Origin of the sequence: Pedobacter sp. CAN_A7 (assembly GCF_015752175.1) — a bacterium.
Lineage (GTDB): Bacteria > Bacteroidota > Bacteroidia > Sphingobacteriales > Sphingobacteriaceae > Pedobacter.
The window spans coordinates 68,067-88,363 of sequence record NZ_JADOUW010000003.1 but is presented as its reverse complement, the minus strand read 5'-3'; the positions used below and the strand labels follow the sequence as shown (position 1 = coordinate 88,363).

Here is a 20,297-nt window from a genome sequence, read left to right as displayed (position 1 = left end):
AGATTAAGATTACCAGAATACCGTGTAGAGGGCCACGAGGATGCCCATGATGATGATGGAACCAAAGGCAAAACCTGTGGTGATCCTGAACATAGATGTATCCACCTCAATCACATGGCTTTCATTTTCTTTTTTAGGGTTAATCAGGGTAATTGCAATCATCACTAACACTATGGATACAAAAGTAATGCTCATGCGGTCTAAAAAAGGGAAATCTGGGAAAGCACCATTAGTCCACACCGGTAAGAACTTTAAAACGGTCGACATGGGGATGGTAAGTAAAGCGCCTGCCATTGCTGCCGTTGCTGTTGTACGTTTCCAGAAAAAGCCCATCAGGAAGATGGCCAGCACGCCTGGAGATATAAAACCTACATACTCCTGGATAAATTGGTAAGCTTGATCGAGGGATTTTAAAGCCGGGGTCACTAATCCTGCGATAACCATAGAGATGACCACTGCCCAACGGCCAACAACAACCATTTTACGTTCAGTGGCTTCTTTATTAAAATATTTTTTATAAATGTCAAGGGAAAATATAGTGGAAATACTATTGGCTTTCCCTGCAAGGGAAGCCACCACAGCAGCCGTTAAGGCAGCAAAGGCTATACCTTTCAAGCCTGCTGGCAATAGATTCATCAAGGTAGGATACGCATGATCGGGTTTTACAAGGCCGGCTTCATTCATCATTTCCTGTTGGAAAAGTCCCTGATTGTGTAATACATACATCACTATACCCGGTAATACGGCAATGATGGGGATCAATAATTTTAGAAATGCAGCGAATAAAATACCATTTCGTGCGGTTTTTAAATCGGCACCTAAAGCCCGTTGTACAATGTATTGGTTACAGCCCCAATAGGCCAGGTTATTCACCAGCATACCACCAAATAATACAGATAAACCTGGCAATTCCTTATAGTAGGGGTGTGAAGAGTCAAAAATCATATGGAAGTGTGATGGGGCTTCCTTTCTTAAAATAGATAAACCTTTAAAAATGTCTTTGCCATAACCAAATTCCTGCGATAACAACGTAAGGGCAAGATAAGTGGTGACCAGTCCGCCGATAATCAATACCACCACCTGTATCACGTCTGTATAACCAATCACTTTCATGCCACCCAAGGTCACAAACATAGAGAATATGAGCAGGCCTATGATGCTCCATTCAAAGCTGATGGTGGAGATAGAAGAAATGGCTAAGGCACCGAGGTAGATGATGGAAGTCAGGTTTACAAATACGTAGACTAAAAGCCAGAATATGGCCATGATGGTACTCACTTTATCGTTATACCGCACCGAAAGGAATTGCGGCATGGTAAAGATTTTATTTTTCAGGTAAATGGGGATGATAAATACCGCTACGATGATAAGGGTGGCTGCCGACATCCATTCGTAGGTAGAAATGGCTAAACCTAAAGCAAATCCAGAACCAGACATGCCGATAAAATGTTCTGCCGAGATGTTAGAAGCAATGAGGGATGCGCCAATGGCCCACCAGGTTAAGGATCCTTCGGCAAGGAAAAAATCTTTTGAACTTGTACCGGTGGTCTTTTTTCGGTTGTAGATGTAAAAACCATAGGCTGTTACCGCAAAAAAATAGACAAAAAAGACAATGTAATCGGCAAGTTGTAATTGGTTCATATTTGGTGAGGTCGAAACAATAATTATCCTGGAAAATAAACAAGGTGTAGGTTAACCAGCCAACACCTTGTAATGATAAGCGATAATAAGAAATTTATCTTAATATCCTGGATTTTGTAATGATTTTTAGTTTGGGAAATAGAACAAGGCATGCCCATTCCTTTCTATGATGAAGCTAGCCTGGGCTTAATAGCTTATATTTAAGCAATTTGCGGTTACAATTCACAAATGGAAAGATGTAGCTTGGCCACAAGTTTTCGTTTTCATTTTAATGCTGAGGCAACAATAACAGGAGTATATTCCCAAAACAGGAGTTCATTCCAAACAACTGTTGTGAAAAACTGAAACGGCATTACAATTTCAGTTTTTGCGGGAAATATTTAGCCGCTAAATCTTCATAATAAGGCTTTAATTCGGTCCAATTAGGTGCAATGGCACTTTTCGAATACAAGTCGTAGGGGTTAAATAGGTCTACCCATTTAAACATTTCATGGTCATATGCATCCATCAGGTGGTCATATGCATGTTCACGGTGCTGTGAATAAAAAGAGTGATACCTTAACATGTACAATCCAGATTCAGGTAGGTAATCCTTAGCCATATGGTATACATATTCATCATGTCCCCAGGAAAGGTGTACATTTTTTAAGCCGCAATTTGGGCTGTATACGCCATATTTTGTATTATACCTAGGGTCGTTGTAGTCAGGATTATCTTTGAAAAACTCTGCGTACACAATTTTATCAGAGAAAGCGCAACCTACGGGAAAGGTGTCACCCACTACGGCCCATTGAGGTTCACCAAATAAACAAAGCACTTTCCCCATATCGTGTAGCAGACCTACCATCACCATCCAATCGGGATGTCCATCGCGGCGTATAGCTTCTGAGGTTTGTAACAGGTGCTGGAACTGGTCAAGATCAGTGTCTGGGTCTGATTCGTCCACCAATTGGTTTAGAAACTGAAAGGCATCCCAAAAAGGCATTTCTTTTTTGTTAAACTGCAGGAATTCTGCTTTTTTATCAACTACAAACTGATAAGTTTGGTATTTGTGGTTCAACCTATAAAACTCCCGTACGTTATCTTTTTCCGTTTTATCATAATCACGAAACGCTTCTGTAGCCTTGCCATCACTGATAGTGTTCGGGTCTGGATAGCGTTCCAGCGTATCGTCTTCCCATTCGTCAAGGCTTTTTAACGGATTAATCTCTTTTGGCTCCAGTTGCTGATATTCAGGGTTCATACCTTTGATTTTTGGTTTATGATTTGGTCATTCTAATTTGCAGAATTAATTGATTGAAGCCCAGTACATCCCGATATATTTTTACGCAACCGTTTTCGTATAAGCGCATTATTGGTAATTATTTGTAGTTTACATCATAGTTTACCAGCAGTTTAGGCATCTATGAGTAAGATTACGATCAAAACGTTAGCGAAAGAACTCCAATTGTCGGTTTCTACCGTATCTAAGGCCATGCGCGATAGCCATGAAATTAGTGAGGAGACAAAATTGCGGGTAAATGAGCTGGCGAGGAAACTGAATTATGTGGTCAATCCTTACGCGAGTAGTTTAGGTAGTAAAAGCAGTAAAACTATAGGTGTGGTGATACCGGAAGTAGTGGATAGTTTTTTTGCCCTGGCCATTAATGGTATCGAGTCAGTTGCACAGGAAAATGGCTACCATGTACTGATCTATTTAACGCATGAAAGCCAGGAAAAAGAGAAAAACATCCTCATGGATTTTGAAAGCGGCAGGGTAGACGGGGTGTTGATGTCGGTTTCCCGCGAAACCCTTGACCACACTTATATCGATGAATTGATGCTTGCAGGTATTCCATTTGTGTTTTTCGACCGTGTATTTGAGGATATTGAAACCACACAAATTACCACCAACGACTATGAAAGTGCGTATCTGGCTACTCAACACCTGCTGGGAAAGGGTTGTCAGCAAATCATGTTTCTCTCTTTCTCTAAAAACTTATCGATATCAAGTAAAAGATTACATGGTTACCTTGATGCTATAACAGCGCATGGTTTGGTGCCTGATAAAAACGACGTGATTAGTTTTGATGAGGACTTTAGTGAAGCTTACCCGGGTTTGAAAGCCAGGTTACAAGCAATTAATCGCCCTGATGGCGTGTTGGCTTCGGTAGAAAAACTGGCCATCCCAATTTACCAGGTCTGTGAAGAATTAAACTTAAGCATTCCCGGCAACTTGCAGATCATCAGTTTTTCAAACCTGGAAACTGCGGCTTACTTAAACCCACCTTTAACCACCGTTACACAGCCAGCGTTTGAGATCGGTCAGGCTGCTGCAGCAGCCTTGATGAAAGCTTTGAAGCGAAAAGGCAGTGTGTTAATTAAGGAAGAAATCGTCATTCCCTCCACCCTCGTGATCAGAAAATCGACAAAAACGTAAATCGGTAACAGCGCATGTGTGTTTTTATGTGTAGTGGTTTTGTGGCTTAAGCATTTCTCTGTAACCTTATGTAGTGTTGGACTGCAAAAACTGTATGTATATCTTAATAAAAACAGGTTTTTTATAGGTTCCATAGGTTGCAGAAACGATACCATTCAAGTGAGTTTATTTGCATAAACCCTAATTATAGGGCTTTAAAGCTAGTAAGTTTTACTCAATTCCATAAAAAAACCGCTCTAGATATATCTAAAGCGGTTTAATGTACACCCAATAGGATTCGAACCTATGACCTACGGTTTAGAAAACCGTTGCTCTATCCAGCTGAGCTATGGATGCATTTCCTAATTCTTGGAGCGCCAAAGATAGGAGAAAAGCCCTTAAACAGCAAATAAATTTAGTTTTTTCTGCTAAGGAATTGATAATAAGGCTAAAATTTTATACTTAACTTCTTTGAAGGGTGCGCATCAGCGTAAGTAAGGATCAAATTGAGGATATAATCGTTGGATGGATAGGGCTGAAGTGCAGATTTCAATGTTTCCAGATCGGTCACATCACTGTAGTGCGAAACATAACCCATACCGTAAAACTGTCCTTTTTCTACCCACAAACAACTTTGTTCTTCTTCATTCCGCCCCTGATCAATTAAGGCAAAGGAGGGAAGTAAGGTGTGTAGCGACTGCAAGGCATATTTCACGCGAACATTGTATGAAGCAGCTGATTCTTCACCTACACATGCGCCTGCACAGGTACCTAATGCATGACCAGTACATGCGGTTCTTTTACTTTGAATAAAGCAAAGCTTCTCACACAGTACATGCTCCTTAATCAACATCCTAAGTAGTTGGTGGCCATCGGTCAGGCTGTTGAAACTGTATAAGGATAAAACTTGTTTTTTGTATTTGTCGATGCCTAGTCGGATATAACCTTGCTGGTCAGTATAAGAAACCAGGGCATATTTCTGTTCGAATCTTTTCATTGCCCGGTTACTGCTAGGCCACAGTCGCTTAATTTCGGTAGCCTCTAATATGAATGCCATCAGTTCAGTACCGCAAATTTCAAAGTCCACGTGGTGGATGCTTCGTAAAAATTCCTGGCGTTGCGGCCCCGAGTTATTGCCGGTGAAATGCGAACACACTCTTTTTTTTATATTTTTAGCTTTCCCGATATAAACCACAGCACCTTTTTGGTCTTTAAAATAATAAACACCTGGTTTGTCTGGCAGCCCATCTATACAGGCTTTAGCCAGGTTAGGCGGTAGGGCCTGTTCTTTTGAAGTTTTGTTTAAAGATTGTTTAATATGGCCATCTGCGTCGGCTTCCAAAAGCAAGCTCAGCAAAATAGCTGTGGCAGCCGCATCACCACCTGCACGGTGTCGGTTTTCTATATTGATCTTTAAGTTGCTGCAAAGTTTTCCAAGGCTGTAAGATGGGAAGCCTGGAAATATCTTCCTGCTTAACCTCACTGTACATAATTTTTTACATTGCAAGTCGTAACCGGCTAAGGCCAGGTGATGTTTGACAAATGAAAAGTCGAAATTCACATTATGGGCTACAAACACGCGGTCTTTAAGCAGATTGTAAATGGTATCGGCCACCGCCTCAAATACAGGTGCGTGTTCCACCATGTCATTACTGATGCCTGTTAAGGCCTCGATGTAAGGAGGGATAAAACTTTGTGGATTAATCAGGGTTTCGAAGGTGTCAAGCACCCTCATCCCATCATGAATCTGTATCGAAATCTCAGTAATTCCGTTTCCTGATGCAAATCCACCGGTCGTTTCAATATCTACTACAGCATATTGCATTGTCTAATAGAATTTATATCTGGCAAATATACTAATTATTTTAGTAACAAGGCTTTGTGTTTGACAGACTTGCACAAACGTGATTTGAACTTCTTTTTAATTATTGTAATTCAGAAGTTACAATTTGTATTGGATTTGATAACATTTTGTGGATCGGGCATTTATCAGCAATTTGTAGTAAATGCGCACGTTCTGCTTCGGTCAGTTCTCCTTGTAAATGTATAACCCGGTTAATCACCGTACCAACAGAAATCGTATTTTCAGGCTCGATGGCCAGTTCTATTTTGATGGCGCTCAGTTGATATTTTTTTCGGTCTGCATACATGCGGAGGGTGATGGCAGTGCAACTGCCTAAACTGGCTAATAATAGTGCTGCAGGCGACATGCCTTCGTCTGTACCGCCCATGGATAAGGGTTCATCTGCATAGATAAAATGACCGCCTGCATATATTTTGGTCCTGTAGTGTGATTCATCTAATTCTGTAATCGCTGTAATCTGTTCTTCGTTACTCATATCTTGATTTTGTTTAAATTTACGAATATCTTCCTCAATGGGGGGCAAAGCAGTGCAGTTCATTGCTTTGCTTTCAAAAGCGACTGAAAATCAGGTTATTCCAATATGCTGATGGCCTTCATTCATAAAGAGTTTAAATGTTAATAATTTGTTAATATCTTCTTTAACATGCCGAAACATTTTATATAGAGCTTTGTTATTCTTACTCATTAGCCAAATATAATTATGTTAAGCAATTATCTTAATTTCGATTTTGATCTTCAGGGAAAACATGTCAAAGGTTTTTGCATGCGCATACCCGACGATTTCCACGAAACCTACGCGGTAATTATGGATGGCTGCCATTCATTTTGCGTGTGGATTGATGGCAACTCTACCTGGAAAACCTCTAAATACACAAATGTGGAGCCAGGGGTGTTAGAGAAAATACTCAATTACCTCAGTACAAGTAAAACTGCTTAAGGGGGCGCTAGAGGTTTAGTCTATCGTTATCCCTTTGTTAAATGGGGCTTAGCTATCGCTTATCCGAAGAATAAATAACAAAGGGAAATGGCGGTAATGATACCAACCAGGTCGGCAAGCAACATGGCCCCCACGGTATAGCGGGTATTGGATACACTTACGGAACCAAAATATACGGCAATCACATAGAAAGTGGTATCGCTGGAACCCTGTAAGATACTGGATAAGCGCCCTGCAAAAGAGTCGGGTCCGTGGGTGGTCATCGTATCGATCATCATACCCCGGGCACCGCCACCACTGAGTGGTTTAATCAATGCAGTAGGTATCCCGTCAATAAATCTGGAATCGGCTCCCAAAGCAGTACATACATATTTTAAACCATTAATCACCAGGTCGAAAGATCCGCTGGTGCGCAATAAACTGATCGCAATCAGCATACCTACCAGGTAAGGAATAATTCTTACGGCAGTATCAAAACCGCCTTTGGCGCCTTCAATAAAGGAATCGAACACATTGATGTTTTTGTAAACACCGCCCAATACAATCAGAAAGAAAATGAGCAGCAGGATGCCGTTGCTTAATATGCCTGAAAAAGTTTGTAATCCGCTGGTGCTTAAGCTGGTTAAGTATAAAACCAATAAGGCAATAACAAAAGATATCCCTAACACCCAAGCCAGGATTACGGGCTGCAATACATTAATTTTCTGTTTGAAAGAGACAATGAGCATAGCCGCGATGGTAGCCACAAAGGTGGCTATCATGCAGGGAATAAAAATATCTGTAGGGTTAGCTGAATTTAAAGAGGCACGAATGGCAATAATACTTACGGGAATGAGGGTTAAGCCAGACGCATGGAGACATAAAAACATGATCTGCGCGTTTGATGCAGTATCCTTATTTGGATTTAACTCCTGCAAACTTTCCATGGCTTTTAAACCAAAAGGGGTAGCAGCATTGTCCAACCCTAGTAAGTTTGCCGAAAAGTTCATCACCATGTGTCCTGTAGATGGATGTCCTTTTGGAATATCTGGAAACAACTTAGCGAAAAAAGGGCCAATCACTCTGGATAATAACCTGATACCACCTGCTTTTTCGGCAATACTCATAAAACCCATAAAAAGGGCCATGATACCAATTAGCTTTAGACAGATGTTTACTGCTGTCCAGCAGGTTTCAATGATGCCATCAACATGTAAAGGGTTTCCTGGATCGTCTGCTTTCCCGATAATCATCCAGTTGAAAATTTCCGTCTGCCCTAAAAAAAAGCACTTAATACTGGCTACAACAATTGCAACGATGATAAAGGCTGACCAGATTCTGCTTAATGCCATGTAAGATATATTGTTTTAAAGGCCTAATTTATAGTTTTGATTGTGAAATCCCGTTTTTGAAGCTCATAATTATTTCGCCATCTCGGCTGAGCTGGAAATTTGCAGGTTTATAAATATCGATTTCACCTGTGATTTGCAATCCTTCTCCTTCCAATACCCTGTACGCGCCAAGGTGCCTGAGGTCGCCAATGTCTTGGATGATATAACTTTGGCATACAGCCTCACCGTTTTGCACAGGTTCTTCTTCATAACACAAACCTATGCTTAGTGTTGTGCCTTCAAAAACAAGGTTGTGTACCAGCAGGTGAAATATTTCTTTATTATTTGCCGGAATGGTGTGGTAGACATCAGGATTTTTATGGTGGTAGTTGTTTTTAGCGATGGACATCAAACCACTTAGAATCGACAAAAAGTAATATTTTCTAATCTCCTGTTTTTCTTCATCCAGGTGCAGTCCGCCAGCTTCAATTAATATGGTCGACATGCCTGCAGCCTGAAAGTTGTCGCCGAAAGCCCGGTGTTCATATTCGTCATCAAACAAGCCAATCTGCTGCGGGAGTAAGGGATTAAGCTGCTCAAAGATATCGCCAATGACCAGCATGGCATTTTTCCGCGTAACGTTGATGTCAAGCGCTTCATTGTAAGGCGGGGCTAAAAAGGAAAGGGTAGCTGGATTACCAGTTTTTTTCACGCTCCACAAGGTGGACTGGTCGTGCAGGTTGAAACCAAATGCTGGTTTGATCTGTTCGCGGATGCTTTTCAGGAGCCGGGCCTCGGGCGTAGCGGTTTGCAGGTAATCGCGGTTGATGTCGATCTTTTGCGCACTTCTGCGGGTAAACATTTCTGCGCCATCTGGATTAACCATAGGCAGAAAGTGCAGGGTACATGACTTTTCCAATTCTTGGGAAATGTCTTGAAAAGCAGGGCATTGCAGGAAATTAAAAAGATCAAATATCGCCATGGTGCCTGTGGCTTCGTCGCCATGCATCTGACTCCACAGGAAAATGTCAATGGGGCCGCGGCCCCATTGAATTAGCTGTAAAGATCGTTTCTGGTGAGATTCGCCAACTTTGGTTTGTCTAAAGTTAGTTGGCAGTTGTTCCAGTAGCTTAACTACTGTTGCATGTTTAACAAAGCGGTTGGTCAGTTCTGGAGTAATAAATTGACCGTATTGTTTTAAAATATCAACAGCTTGCATGTTATGGTTTCTCATCGGTGAGTTCAAATCCCCAGGTGGTACCTTTTTCTGTAGCAGGAACGCCACCCGCCATCCAAACGGGTGCTTTAGCACCTTTCAAATAATGATCGAAGAACTGTTGTTCCCTAATTTGTATGTCTTTTCTGTTTTGACGTAAAATAAGGTTGTGTGCTTCGTTATTATAGTTTAACAACCAAGAAGGTTTACCTAATCTTTTTAGTCCGGTAAACAACTCTATTCCTTGATACCATGGCACCGCTCCATCGGCATCGTTAGCCATGATCGCTAGTGGCGTATTTACTTTAGGCAGGTAGAATAATGGGGAGTTCTCGATATACAATTCTGGTTTTTCCCATAAAGTAGCACCAATCCTGCTCTGGGTTTTCTCATATTGAAACTGTCTGTTCATGCCACTGTCCCAACGGATACCACCATAAGCAGAAGTCATATTGGCTACCGGTGCACCAGCCCATGCGGCGGCATACATATCTGTTTGGGTGATCAGGTAGGCCACCTGGTATCCACCCCAGCTTTGGCCCTGTATACCGATTTTTTTACCATCTACCCATGGATTTTTCTTGAGGGATTCAACGCCGGAATTAACAAATTCAACCGCCGATCTGCCAGGATAGCCAGTTTCATAACTGATATCAGGAGCAAACACCAGGTAACCATTACTCACGAAGAAGGGAATGTTTAACCTAGATGGTGTAGGAGCAGGGGCCTGGTAGTTAAATAACCCGTCTGAAAGTTTCTCATAGAAATAAGCAATCATCGGATATTTCTTGTTGGGATCAAAGTTTTCAGGTTTATACAAAATACCTTCCGCTGCAAAGCCTTTTGGCGTAGTCCATTTGACCAGTTCTGCTGTGCCCCAGTTATAGTTTTGCTGCTGCAGATTTGTTGAACTTAGTTTAGCTTCTGTTTTTAAATCTACTGTGGTATAAACATCAGGAGATTTGGTGTAATTTCCTTTATCGTATAAGTATCGATTTTCCTCTTTTGCTTTTACCAATGTTGAATATTTAAAAGGCCCCATCACCGCTAATTCGGGTGTTTTATTATCGTACAAGCTTTTTTTGAAGAAACCGTTTTCTTTGGTTACGTTATTAAAAGCATTCACAAATACCTGCTCTTTTTTTGGGATAAATCGTTCTTCAGTTGATAAAGCATCATAACGGAAAGTGATGTTGTTTTTGCGTCCATAACCGTCCGTCACGTTTTTAGGTGATGACTTCCCATCTGGCGAAAATGACCAGATATCATAACGATCGTATATTAATACGGCTTTATCCTCTTCAGTCCATCCGGCAATACCATATGGAGATGGGTCTGCCGGTACATCATTAAGTTCGTCAGCAAATTTTACGGCCATGCCTTTGGTTAAGGGAATGGTTTTATCCGTTTCGATACTGTAGCTATACCAACCCGCATTCTTTTTATCATAAAACAGGATGTAGTTTCCACCTGGTGAAGCAATAGCAGAACCATTTAAACTTTCCATGATTTTCTTGCGTGCACCGGTATTAACATCAACCAGGTGGTAGTCTCTTGCAGGCGAACCGCTCCATTGTATGGCAATTCGGTTTCCATAATCTGTAGAGGCTAGTATCCAATCGGCATTTCCTTCATTTAATATTGTTGCTTCCGGCAGTTTAACATCTGTTAGCGGAATAATTCTAGGGTCGACATTAAAGATATCGATGACGCTCAGGTAACTTTTTTTACCTTCTTTATCTGCATTTTTCAATTGCATGGGTTGCAGGTAATCATCTTTATAACCCCATACATCAAGCTTGGCATGCTCAAATTCAACCAGTGTAGTATCTTTTGGTTTTTTAACGGGTGCAATTCCAAAAAACAGGCGATCGCCATTTTTGCTGAATGTTAGTTTCCCTTCACTACTAATGCCCCAATTAGCGGGCATACCCGGAAAATCTCTTTCTACCAATATTTGGGCAGTATCCAGGGTAATGGTGTTGTAATAGATGTTATAATCTTTCACTTCTGCTTTTTCTGGTCCGGTTTCACCTAAAAACACCAGGTTCTCGTTTTCTTCATCAAATAGAAAGCTTTTAAAGGTCCCTTTTTTAGACACCAAAGTTTTCATATTTCCTTTTTCAACATTGAAAAGAAATACACCTGCCGGCACTGTTTTATCGGTCTTAGATCCCGAGCTAGCCAGGGCCAAAAGCTTACCGTCTTTACTCAAAGCATATTCAGTAACATACTTAAACCGGCGTTCTGTACCTGTAGTCAGGTTTTTGAATACCAATTCCGTCCCTTCAGTAGCCGGTTTTTTCACATCAGCAGGCGGGGTGGGTGTCGTTTTTTTAGTGGTATCTACAGGTTTGTCTAATTGATAAGCAATTAAATCGCCTCCAAGTTCTGGAATCTGGTATGTTTTTACTTGTGGTATTTTAGTCACGGCCAGGGTAGTCAGGTTTAAAATACCCAGGGTGTCCTTAGTCAAATCTTCTGGTTTCTTTTTTTTGATTTTAGCTAAGCGGATGTCTTTATGTAAAGGCTTAATCAAAAAGATGGCGTATTTAGCATCTCTGGTAAATTTTACCTGTTCGCCTCTTGGGATTTCTTTTTTTGTATTACTCGTAAAATTATGGAAATAGAGTTTGCCATCACCTTCCTGCAGCAGAATGTTATAGGCTGCCCATTGCCCATTATTAGATAGGTGTTTAGTGCCCACATTCTCCCAGGTATCATAAACACTATGGTCCAGCGGTTTTTTTTGTGCATAACTCATGCTCGCTAGCAGGAACAGAAAAAGAAAGAGGTTTTTTTGCATGGAGGTTAAGGGTTAGTTTAGAATTCTTAAGGGCTAAAAATACAATTTTTACGGCGCAGTTTAAACGAAAAAAGTGCCCCATAAAGGCACATTTTTCGTTACAATAAGAGGTGTAATAAAGATTATTTGTTCTTTTTAGTCTGTATTTTTGTTTGTTGCTGTTGTCTCATGTAGTCATCAAGACGCGACTGAAACTTGCTTTTCTTTTTCTCTTCTTTTGGTTTGGTTTTGTTCTCTTTTAAAATCGCGTGGATTTTATCATCGTTCACCATTTTCTTAATTAAAAACTGCTGACCGAAAGTTAGCATGTTAGCCAGGAAGTAGTAATAGTTCAAACCTGCTGGGTAATCGTTTAACACTCCTAAGAAAATGATTGGCATAATGTAACCAATGTATTTCATTTGTCCGGTTGCACCGGAGATCTGGTTATTGTAATACGTGTAGATTAACGTAGATATCGTCATCAACACACACATCAAACTTAAGTGATCACCTATAAAAGGAATGGTAAATCCAAACTTAACGAACTCATCATAAGTGGAAAGATCGTTCATCCATAAAAAGCTTTCTCCCCTTAATTCAAATAAATTCGGGAAGAAGAAGAAGAATGCCATCACGATAGGTAATTGTAATACCATAGGTAAACAACCGCCTAATGGATTAACACCCACTTGTTTATAGAGTTTTAGGTATTCCTGTTGTAAAAGCGTAGGGTTATCATCGCCAACTTTGGCTTTAATTTCGTCCATTTCTGGTTTCAGGATTCTCATCTTAGCCATGGAAACGTATGACTTGTAGGTTAACGGCGATAAAACCACTTTTAACAAGATCGTTAACACTAAAATGATTAGTCCATAATTCCATCCAAAACCTTCTAAGAAGTTGAAGACAGGAAGTACCACAAAACGGTTAATGTATTTAATAGGCCAGTAGCCCATTTCTACTAATTTCTCAATTTCATGTCCCTGGCTTTTTAGTTCACTGAATTTGTTATTTCCGAAGTAGAAAGACATGGCATAATTTTGCGAAGCCAGTTGATTAAATGGTAACTGCATGTTTGCACCGTACCATTTCACTTTGCCTGGCTCTGTGCTTACCTTAACTTCCAGGTCTCCTTTTTGAAAGCCATCTTTAGGAATTAAAACACCAGAGTAGAAGTGTTGTTTAAAAGCAATCCATTCGATTTTACCTTCAGTAAGTTCTTCTTTAACATCTTTGTCGGTACCAATATGGTCAGGATTCTTTTCTGCATATTTATAGTAAGGAGCCGAGTAACGTTGTTCGTTTTTAACAGATTTTTCCTGTTCCAATAACACCGTTTCCCAATTTAAGGAAATGCTGTTACCTTGGATCACCTGGTTTAATCCGTTAAGATTAATATTGAAGTCAATATTATTACTTTTTGGTTTCAGGTTGTAAACATATTCTACATATTTACCGGCGCCATAAGTAGCACGCATTGTCATTGATGTAGCAGATGATTTAGTAGCTGCAAAATACAAGTCGTTTGTGCTTGTAATTTTCCCACCGATGTTCAGGTTTAAACCAAACTTATTCTGGTCACCCTGAAATAAAATTAGTGGATCTCCCTTATACGTTTTCTCGTTTTTAACCTCTACAGAAAGTAGTTTACCACCTTTATTGGTGAAGGTTAATTTAAGTTTTTCATTTTCAAGCACACTGGTCGATTGCTCACCAGTAAGGTTAGCCCCAAAGGGACCTTTTAAAGCTGCAGAATCTAAAGCTGGAGCAGCGGCAGCCAGGGGAGCAGCAATGCTATCAGGTGTAACACCTGCTTTTCTTGCTGAATCTGCTGAAATCCGTTGTTGTTCTTTTTTGATTTCTGCCTCACTAGGCTTAAAAAAGTAAAAAGAACCCGCAAAAACGATCATGATCAGGAACAGCCCTGTAAATGTATTTCTATCCATTATTATTGTTTAAACGCTTATTTGTTTGTTTTTTTCTTCGCATACTCCATTGCAGCGGCGACAAATTTAACAAAAAGTGGGTGAGGATTTGCTACTGTTGATTTTAATTCTGGGTGAAATTGTGCACCTAAGAAGAAAGGGTGATTTTTCAACTCAATTATTTCCACTAAATGATTGTCTGGATTAGTTCCTGTTGCCACCATGCCTGCTTCTTCGTATTGTTTTAAATAAGCATTGTTAAACTCATAACGGTGTCTGTGACGCTCCGTAATATGGGCTTTTCCATATGCTGCAAAGGCTTTGGATCCTTTTTTCAGGTCGCAAGGGTATGATCCTAAACGCATGGTTCCACCTTTATTGGTTACTTTTTTCTGCTCTTCCATCATGTTGATCACCGGATGTGGTGTTTCTTCATTGATCTCGGTGGTATTCGCGTCTTTTAAACCTAATACATTACGGCCATATTCAATCATGGCACACTGCATGCCTAAGCAGATTCCAAAAAACGGGATATTGTTTTCTCTCACATACCTAATGGTATCAATTTTACCTTCAATACCACGGCTACCAAAGCCTGGAGCTACTAATACACCATCTAAATGGCTTAGTTTTTCAGCCGCGTTATCAGGATAAATGCTTTCTGAAGGAATATATTCCATTCTTACTTTACATTCATTCGTTGCACCTGCATGGATAAATGATTCTATAATTGATTTATAAGCATCTGGCAATTCTACATATTTTCCAACCAGGCCTACCGTTACTTCTGCAGTTGGGTTTTTAAGTCTACCTAAGAAATCTTTCCAGAGCTCCATATTTGGCTCGTTTTTCTGAGGTAATTTTAATTTACTTAATACCGTTTTGTCAAGTTGTTCTTTAATCATCAATAATGGAACACTATAAATGGTCTTCGCATCCATGGATTCAATAACTGCATTGATGTTCACATTACAGAACAAAGCTATTTTTTTACGAATATCAGGGGTAAGGTGGTGCTCTGTACGGCATACCAGAATATCAGGTTGAATACCATATTCTAATAAGGTTTTTACAGAATGTTGTGTTGGTTTAGTTTTTAATTCGCCAGCTGCAGCTAAATAAGGAATTAGTGTTAAGTGAATAACAATGGCATTATTAGCGCCCTCTTCCCATTTGAATTGACGAACAGCTTCGATAAATGGTAAGGACTCAATGTCACCTACAGTACCACCAAGTTCGGTGATCACGATGTCAAAGTCGCCACTTTCACCAAGGATCCGCATGTTGCGTTTGATCTCATCAGTAATGTGTGGAACCACCTGAACAGTTTTACCTAAATAATCGCCCTGGCGTTCTTTGTTAATTACATTTTGATAAATACGACCGGTAGTAATATTATTGGCTTGTGAGGTAGGAACATTTAAGAAACGCTCGTAATGACCTAAATCCAGATCTGTTTCTGCACCATCTTCTGTTACATAACATTCTCCGTGTTCATAAGGGTTAAGGGTGCCTGGATCGATATTGATATAAGGATCAAATTTCTGGATGGTTACCCGATAGCCTCTTGCTTGTAAAAGCTTGGCCAATGAAGCGGAGATGATGCCCTTTCCTAAGGAGGAAGTAACACCGCCCGTAACAAAAATATACTTAGTCATGTTTGTGAGTTTGTGTGAGAGAAGTGCCTTTTTACAGCATTTCTTATCGTTTTTGTACGGGATACAAAGTTAGTAAATAAAAGGAAACTCCAAGGGATTTGTGAATATATAAAAGCAGCCAGGCCTTGGGTAGGCTGGTGTTTTAAAAAAAAAGGCCTGAAAATTTCAGGCTCTTTTTTTAACTTATATTTGGTTAGAATATTTGAGTTTAGGCGATTGTTTAGCATTACACTAAGTAATCGTTTTATAATGTTAAGTATATATTTTGACAAAATAAAAACAATTGAATATAATAAAACTAAAGTGCTGTAAATCAACGTGTTTAATTTACTATACAATAATTACAATACCTGATTTTGAATTTATCCCTCCTAAAGCATGATAAATGTCATTAAAACATTTATTTTCCTAATCTAAAAGGCTTGATGTATAAAATACACTAAGGTCAATTAACAGCACTGATAATAGATTTTAACTTGTTGCTCTTTTTCAGACCAGGCAATATAGATTTTCGTCTCCTTACTGATCCGGTATTTAAAACCATTTAAATTTGTCCTCTTAAGTTCCTGGTAAAAGACTTTGTCGGGCGTGTATTGGTCTGGAGATTCTTCTTCGGTCACTGCTGGTTCCAGGAAATTTTCATCGTCCAGGAAAAAATTCAACTCTTGCAGCATAAAATCATGTTGCATTTTTTCTTTTCCTAAGTCCAGGGTTTCTTTATAATTGTCCAGTAAAGCAGAAGCCTGCAGAACCTGCTGATAAATTTCTTTTCCCTTCCAGTTCTTTATGCTGAAAGTGAGCAACATGTTTTTTGGTTTTTTTCCGGTAAGGGTAATTTGAAAAGTATCAACTTTAAGGGAGTCGCTGAATGATTTGGTCATTGTTTTTACCTGCGTAGCCTCCTCCGTCTCTGGCGATGACTTGGTTGTGCAGGCTGCAAGTAATAAGATAAATGCGAGGATTGGGAGCGTAAATATTTTCATAGGCGATAATTAAATAACCACAAACATTATAATATGTTTTATGAGAGCTTATTCAGGTCCTCTGGCGTATCGATCGCGAGGGTTTCCAGGGTCGTGATCCTGACTTTAATTTTATAGCCGTTCTCCAGCCAGCGTAATTGCTCCAGGTTTTCTGCCAGTTCTAAACTAGATGGCGGAAGCTGGGTAATGGCCCGAAGTGCCGTAGCTGTATAACCGTAAATACCGATATGTTTATAATACGGATGTGCTGATAGCCATTGTGCCGGTGAATGATTTCTTATAAAGGGGATGGTTTGCCGGCTAAAATAAATAGCTTCTTCCATGGCATTAAACACCACTTTAGGAATATTGGTGTTAAAGAGATCTACTTCATTGGTAATGGCTTTTACCAATGTGGCCAGTTGAACATGAGGGTCGTTAAAACACCTGGCTACTAAATCTATTTGTTCTGGGTCAATAAAAGGCTCATCGCCCTGAATATTTATCACCGCATCGATATCAGGAAAGTGGCCGACCACCTCTGCACAACGATCTGTTCCACTTTGGTGAGTATCACTGGTCATCACATACTGGCCGCCAAAACTTTTAACTTCATCTGCAATGCGCTGGTCGTCTGTAGCTACAACAACTGCATGGAGCAAGGAAGATTTTGAGGCTTGTTCGTATACCCTCCTGATCATGCTTTTTCCATTGATTTGTACCAATGGCTTACCCGGAAAACGGGTGGATGCATAACGGGATGGGATAATACCTAATATTTTCATGTTAAAACAAGCCGTGAATTTCCGCTTCGATCGATTGGATTACCGCACCTAAATCATCTGTGTTGTTTGTAAAGTCCAATTTGTCTTTATCTAGAATAAGTAATTTACCTAAGGTATAACCATTAATCCATTCCTCATATTTCTCATTAAGCTTGGATAAATAGTCTAAGCGTATACTGGCTTCATATTCTCTACCCCGGCGCTGAATGTTATTGACTAGCGTAGGTACCGATGCACGCAGGTAGACCAGCAAATCAGGTGGTTTTATAAAAGAAGTAATGTTGTCGAAAATCGCTTTATAGTTTTCAAAATCGCGACTGGTCATTAAACCCATATCATGCAGGTTTTCAGCAAAAATGTGAGCATCCTCATAAATGGTCCTATCCTGGATCACATTGCGGTTTAATAGCTCAATCTCCACAATTTGCTGGAAACGGCTATTTAGAAAATAAATCTGCAAGTTAAAGCTCCAACGTTTCATGTCCCCATAAAAGTCTTCCAGGTAGGGGTTGTTGTCTACAGCCTCATATAAAGCTTCCCATCCGTAATTTTTAGCTAACAGCCCTGTTAAGGTTGTTTTACCGGCACCAATATTTCCAACAATTGCTATATGCATATATTTTATTCTAATAGGCTAAACAGGCTACTGCTAGTCTTATTTGTGTTCAATTTAAAAAGGTTTAAAGCCAATTAATTCCCTGACTTCCTTAATGGTTTTCTGAGCGCTTTCTCTTGCCTTTTCTGCGCCAGTATGAGCTACTTTTCTTAAGTAATCTGTATCGTTAGCAATATCTTCAATACGTTCCCTGATCGGGTTGTTCGCAATAATCATGTCTTCTGCCAGTTGTTTTTTGAAATCGCCATAACGAATCGCCATTTTATTATACAGATCATTATAATGTGCAAGCGTGTCTGGTGAAGATACAATAGACATGAGGTCAAACAGGTTTTGAATGGCCTCTGGTTTTGTTTGATTTTCGGCTGTGGGACCACCATCCGTAACCGCACGGGATACTTTTTTGCGGATAATTTCAGGGCTATCGGCTAAATAGATGCAGTTACCATCGCCTTCTGATTTACCCATTTTTCCTTTTCCATCTAAACCCGGTACTTTAACCAGCTTATCAGAATAACTGAAAGCATAAGCTTCTGGAAAATATTCCTTGTTATATAACCTGTTGAAACGATTGCCGAAAGTGCGTGTCATTTCCAGGTGTTGTTCCTGGTCTTTACCTACAGGAACTTTTGTAGCATGGTGCAACAGGATGTCGGCAGCCATTAACGAGGGGTAAGTTAACAAACCAGCATTTACGTTATCTGGATGCGAGCGGATTTTGTCCTTAAATGAAGTACTTCTTTCCAGTTCTCCCAGGTAAGCATTCATGTTTAAATAAAGATACAGCTCTGCTACTTCCGGAACATCCGACTGGATATAAATGGTGCAGGCTTCCGGATCAATTCCGCAAGCCAGGTATTCGACCAATACGTGTTTAACATAGCCGTTAAGGTCTTGTGGCGTCGGGTGGGTTGTTAAGGAATGTAAATCTGCTATAAAAAAGTAGCAATTGTACTCGTGTTGCATTTTTACAAAATTGCTAACAGCACCAAAATAATTTCCCAGATGCAATTTTCCTGTTGGACGTATCCCACTAACAACCGTTTCTTTCATAGGGCCGAAATTAATAAAAAAATGATTTGGAATGGTAATTTCATCACCATATACCTATTTTTAGTATTTTTGATTTGAATGAACAAGCGCTTAAGGCGGGCACACCGCATCTATGTCATCTTCGTAATTGTATTTTTCTTCCTTCTATTTTATCCATTATATTATATCGCTGCCAGTAAACCCGTGTATTACCGCTGGCTCAACAAACTTCGTAAGTATAACGCCAGGTGTTGTTGTCTGTTTACAGGCATCTTTTTCAGGTTAACTTACGAACAGCCTTTAAATAATGAAAGGACCTATATCTATTGTGCTAACCACAGTTCTAACCTTGATATCATGGCCTTTTGCCTGTTGGCGACCGGCAAATTTCATTTTATGGGGAAAGAGGAGTTACTTAAAAATCCAGTCTTAAAACTATTCTTCAACACCATAGATATTCCGGTAAGCCGGAGCAATAGGATATCGGCTTTTCGGGCGTTTAAAAAGGCAGGACATAATTTAGAATCGGGGAGGAGCCTGATCATTTTTCCCGAAGGAGGAATTTCTGCGGAGAACTATCCGCCGGTATTATCTCCATTCAAAAATGGACCATTCCGTTTGGCCATTGAGAAAAAGATTCTTGTTGTACCGGTTACCCTTTGTGATATATGGAAAAAAATGTGGGATGATGGAGAAAAATATGGCAGTAGTCCGGGGATTTGCGATATTTACATCCACAAAGCCATTCCAACGGCTCACCTGACGTTGGATGATACTGATAGGCTTAAAGATGAAGTGTTTGAATTGATTAACAGTAAACTGGTGACCCAATGAATATAGATAAAGAAACCATATATAAAGTTGCCGATTTGGCCAGGATTGAAGTGAAAGAAGCGGAAGTTGATGGCCTTATTACGGAGATGAGTAAAATCCTTACCTTTATGGAGAAGCTTAACGAACTGGATACCCAGGATGTGGAGCCGCTGGTGTATATGAATCCGGAAGTAAATGTCTGGCGCGATGACATAGTAAAACAAGAAATTAGGGTGAAAGAAGGTTTAATGAATGCCGCAAAGCATAATGACGACTTCTTTATGGTGCCGAAAATCATAGAAAAATAACAATTGGTGTAACATTAAGGCCTTGATTTCGGTCTAAAATTAAA

17 protein-coding genes and 1 tRNA gene are annotated in these 20,297 nt (G+C 40.0%); 4 read left to right on the top strand and 14 right to left on the bottom strand.

All coding sequences use genetic code 11. The annotated features are described in order from the left end of the window. Positions 1-9: 9 nt before the first annotated feature. Together IWX76_RS11840 and IWX76_RS11835 are read right to left on the bottom strand one after the other, a co-directional pair. Positions 10-1,641, bottom strand: a complete 1,632-nt coding sequence (locus IWX76_RS11840) for a sodium/sugar symporter (protein WP_196860148.1) — start codon at positions 1,639-1,641, stop codon at positions 10-12. Between the two features lie 352 nt (positions 1,642-1,993). Next, complete coding sequence (locus tag IWX76_RS11835; protein WP_196860147.1) at positions 1,994-2,884, bottom strand: inositol oxygenase family protein; 891 nt, start codon at positions 2,882-2,884, stop codon at positions 1,994-1,996. A 162-nt stretch (positions 2,885-3,046) separates the two neighbouring features. On the opposite strand from IWX76_RS11835, the gene IWX76_RS11830 reads away from it, so the two are divergent. Further along, positions 3,047-4,060, top strand: a complete 1,014-nt coding sequence (locus IWX76_RS11830) for a LacI family DNA-binding transcriptional regulator (RefSeq protein ID WP_196860146.1) — start codon at positions 3,047-3,049, stop codon at positions 4,058-4,060. A 262-nt stretch (positions 4,061-4,322) separates the two neighbouring features. Here the strand turns inward: IWX76_RS11830 and IWX76_RS11825 are convergent. The 3 genes from IWX76_RS11825 to IWX76_RS11815 all read right to left on the bottom strand — a co-directional run bounded on the left by IWX76_RS11825 (position 4,323) and on the right by IWX76_RS11815 (position 6,378). Continuing rightward, positions 4,323-4,396: transfer RNA gene (locus IWX76_RS11825), tRNA-Arg, on the bottom strand. A gap of 91 nt (positions 4,397-4,487) precedes the next feature. Beyond that, positions 4,488-5,864, bottom strand: a complete 1,377-nt coding sequence (locus IWX76_RS11820) for an exonuclease domain-containing protein (RefSeq protein ID WP_196860145.1) — start codon at positions 5,862-5,864, stop codon at positions 4,488-4,490. Positions 5,865-5,964: 100 nt separating this feature from the next. Further along, positions 5,965-6,378 (bottom strand): OsmC family protein, encoded by a 414-nt coding sequence (locus tag IWX76_RS11815; protein WP_196860144.1) that lies wholly within the window; start codon positions 6,376-6,378, stop codon positions 5,965-5,967. A gap of 225 nt (positions 6,379-6,603) precedes the next feature. Here IWX76_RS11815 and IWX76_RS11810 point away from each other — a divergent pair, with 225 nt between their 5' ends. Beyond that, positions 6,604-6,840 (top strand): hypothetical protein, encoded by a 237-nt coding sequence (locus IWX76_RS11810; RefSeq protein ID WP_196860143.1) that lies wholly within the window; start codon positions 6,604-6,606, stop codon positions 6,838-6,840. A 59-nt stretch (positions 6,841-6,899) separates the two neighbouring features. Here IWX76_RS11810 and IWX76_RS11805 read toward each other — a convergent pair whose 3' ends face one another. The 9 genes from IWX76_RS11805 to trpS all read right to left on the bottom strand — a co-directional run bounded on the left by IWX76_RS11805 (position 6,900) and on the right by trpS (position 19,153). Next, positions 6,900-8,171, bottom strand: coding sequence for a nucleoside recognition domain-containing protein (locus IWX76_RS11805; protein ID WP_196860142.1), 1,272 nt, complete (start codon positions 8,169-8,171; stop codon positions 6,900-6,902). Positions 8,172-8,199: 28 nt separating this feature from the next. After that, positions 8,200-9,384, bottom strand: a complete 1,185-nt coding sequence (locus IWX76_RS11800; RefSeq protein WP_196860141.1) for a M14 family zinc carboxypeptidase — start codon at positions 9,382-9,384, stop codon at positions 8,200-8,202. Beyond that, the gene (locus IWX76_RS11795; RefSeq protein WP_196860140.1) at positions 9,371-12,172 is read right to left on the bottom strand and encodes an alpha/beta hydrolase family protein; all 2,802 of its coding nucleotides are present in this window, start codon (positions 12,170-12,172) and stop codon (positions 9,371-9,373) included. The genes IWX76_RS11800 and IWX76_RS11795 overlap by 14 nt, the downstream gene beginning before the upstream one ends. Positions 12,173-12,294: 122 nt before the next feature. Next, positions 12,295-14,100 carry a membrane protein insertase YidC gene (yidC, locus tag IWX76_RS11790; protein WP_196860139.1) on the bottom strand — a complete coding sequence of 602 codons (1,806 nt, stop codon included), beginning with the start codon at positions 14,098-14,100 and terminating at the stop codon, positions 12,295-12,297. A gap of 17 nt (positions 14,101-14,117) precedes the next feature. After that, positions 14,118-15,737: a CTP synthase gene (locus tag IWX76_RS11785; protein ID WP_196860138.1), complete on the bottom strand. Its 1,620-nt coding sequence runs from the start codon at positions 15,735-15,737 to the stop codon at positions 14,118-14,120. A gap of 449 nt (positions 15,738-16,186) precedes the next feature. Then, positions 16,187-16,720 (bottom strand): hypothetical protein, encoded by a 534-nt coding sequence (locus IWX76_RS11780; RefSeq protein ID WP_196860137.1) that lies wholly within the window; start codon positions 16,718-16,720, stop codon positions 16,187-16,189. Positions 16,721-16,758: 38 nt separating this feature from the next. After that, positions 16,759-17,484: a 3-deoxy-manno-octulosonate cytidylyltransferase gene (gene kdsB, locus IWX76_RS11775; protein ID WP_196860136.1), complete on the bottom strand. Its 726-nt coding sequence runs from the start codon at positions 17,482-17,484 to the stop codon at positions 16,759-16,761. 1 nt (position 17,485) lies between these two features. After that, positions 17,486-18,100 (bottom strand): deoxynucleoside kinase, encoded by a 615-nt coding sequence (locus IWX76_RS11770; RefSeq protein WP_196860135.1) that lies wholly within the window; start codon positions 18,098-18,100, stop codon positions 17,486-17,488. Positions 18,101-18,154: 54 nt separating this feature from the next. Beyond that, positions 18,155-19,153 (bottom strand): tryptophan--tRNA ligase, encoded by a 999-nt coding sequence (trpS, locus tag IWX76_RS11765; protein WP_196860134.1) that lies wholly within the window; start codon positions 19,151-19,153, stop codon positions 18,155-18,157. A 78-nt stretch (positions 19,154-19,231) separates the two neighbouring features. On the opposite strand from trpS, the gene IWX76_RS11760 reads away from it, so the two are divergent. Together IWX76_RS11760 and gatC are read left to right on the top strand one after the other, a co-directional pair. Then, a complete protein-coding gene (locus tag IWX76_RS11760) occupies positions 19,232-19,966 on the top strand; it encodes a lysophospholipid acyltransferase family protein (RefSeq protein WP_196860133.1) in 735 nt (244 codons plus the stop codon). Further along, on the top strand, positions 19,963-20,253 hold the full coding sequence (gatC, locus tag IWX76_RS11755; protein WP_196860132.1) for an Asp-tRNA(Asn)/Glu-tRNA(Gln) amidotransferase subunit GatC: 291 nt from the start codon (positions 19,963-19,965) through the stop codon (positions 20,251-20,253). The genes IWX76_RS11760 and gatC overlap by 4 nt, the downstream gene beginning before the upstream one ends. The last annotated feature ends 44 nt before the right edge of the window (positions 20,254-20,297 follow it).

Coding starts and splice junctions, on each gene's coding strand:
- trpS (WP_196860134.1), bottom strand. CDS start 19,153: ATGAAAGAAACGGTTGTTAGTGGGATACGTCCAACAGGAAAATTGCAT.
- kdsB (WP_196860136.1), bottom strand. CDS start 17,484: ATGAAAATATTAGGTATTATCCCATCCCGTTATGCATCCACCCGTTTT.
- IWX76_RS11810 (WP_196860143.1), top strand. CDS start 6,604: ATGTTAAGCAATTATCTTAATTTCGATTTTGATCTTCAGGGAAAACAT.
- yidC (WP_196860139.1), bottom strand. CDS start 14,100: ATGGATAGAAATACATTTACAGGGCTGTTCCTGATCATGATCGTTTTT.
- IWX76_RS11795 (WP_196860140.1), bottom strand. CDS start 12,172: ATGCAAAAAAACCTCTTTCTTTTTCTGTTCCTGCTAGCGAGCATGAGT.
- IWX76_RS11815 (WP_196860144.1), bottom strand. CDS start 6,378: ATGAGTAACGAAGAACAGATTACAGCGATTACAGAATTAGATGAATCA.
- IWX76_RS11820 (WP_196860145.1), bottom strand. CDS start 5,864: ATGCAATATGCTGTAGTAGATATTGAAACGACCGGTGGATTTGCATCA.
- IWX76_RS11835 (WP_196860147.1), bottom strand. CDS start 2,884: ATGAACCCTGAATATCAGCAACTGGAGCCAAAAGAGATTAATCCGTTA.
- IWX76_RS11785 (WP_196860138.1), bottom strand. CDS start 15,737: ATGACTAAGTATATTTTTGTTACGGGCGGTGTTACTTCCTCCTTAGGA.
- gatC (WP_196860132.1), top strand. CDS start 19,963: ATGAATATAGATAAAGAAACCATATATAAAGTTGCCGATTTGGCCAGG.
- IWX76_RS11800 (WP_196860141.1), bottom strand. CDS start 9,384: ATGAGAAACCATAACATGCAAGCTGTTGATATTTTAAAACAATACGGT.
- IWX76_RS11805 (WP_196860142.1), bottom strand. CDS start 8,171: ATGGCATTAAGCAGAATCTGGTCAGCCTTTATCATCGTTGCAATTGTT.
- IWX76_RS11840 (WP_196860148.1), bottom strand. CDS start 1,641: ATGAACCAATTACAACTTGCCGATTACATTGTCTTTTTTGTCTATTTT.
- IWX76_RS11830 (WP_196860146.1), top strand. CDS start 3,047: ATGAGTAAGATTACGATCAAAACGTTAGCGAAAGAACTCCAATTGTCG.
- IWX76_RS11780 (WP_196860137.1), bottom strand. CDS start 16,720: ATGAAAATATTTACGCTCCCAATCCTCGCATTTATCTTATTACTTGCA.
- IWX76_RS11770 (WP_196860135.1), bottom strand. CDS start 18,100: ATGCATATAGCAATTGTTGGAAATATTGGTGCCGGTAAAACAACCTTA.
- IWX76_RS11760 (WP_196860133.1), top strand. CDS start 19,232: ATGAACAAGCGCTTAAGGCGGGCACACCGCATCTATGTCATCTTCGTA.